Source organism: Pedococcus sp. P1_H8 (assembly GCF_056405175.1).
Map to the genome: position 1 here is coordinate 1 of NZ_JBFUCP010000173.1, position 489 is coordinate 489.

A 489-nucleotide genomic window follows, 5' to 3' on the forward strand; every position below is an offset into this window, starting at 1 on the left:
GGTTCTGAACGTGCAGGGTTCTGAACGTGCAGGTTTCGCCGGTTCCGGCTGGTGGCACGGTGCAGTTCAAGAATGGCGCCGAGAAYCTGGGTGGCCCGGTCACYCTCGAYKCCGAGGGCAAGGGCAGCATCACGCAGGCCCTGGCCAAGGGYGATCACCAGATCACGGCCGTCTACTCGGGTGCGGGTGAGTTCCTGACCTCGACGTCGGCGGCGCACACTGTCGCGGTGTCGCCGGCKGATGTCGCGACCACSACGGTCGTGTCGGGTCCGGCTTCCGCTGTTGCGGGYGCGGATGTGGTTCTGARCGTGMAGGTTTCGCCGGCTCCKGSSGGTGGCACGGTGCAGTTCAAGGACGGYGCSGASAACCTSGGTGGYCCGGTGAACCTCGATTCCGAGGGCAAGGGTTCGATCACGCAGAAGTTCGYGRMGGGTRMKCGCAGCATCACTGCGGTGTACTCGGGTGCCGGTGAGTTCCTGACCTCGACCT

The 489-nt window shown here is 65.6% G+C and carries 1 protein-coding gene; it reads left to right on the top strand.

All coding sequences use genetic code 11. The features are described 5' to 3' along the window. Positions 1–26: 26 nt before the first annotated feature. A partial coding sequence (locus tag AC1DYG_RS19450) for an Ig-like domain-containing protein (RefSeq protein ID WP_477641498.1) occupies positions 27–489 on the top strand: 463 nt, incomplete at its 3' end.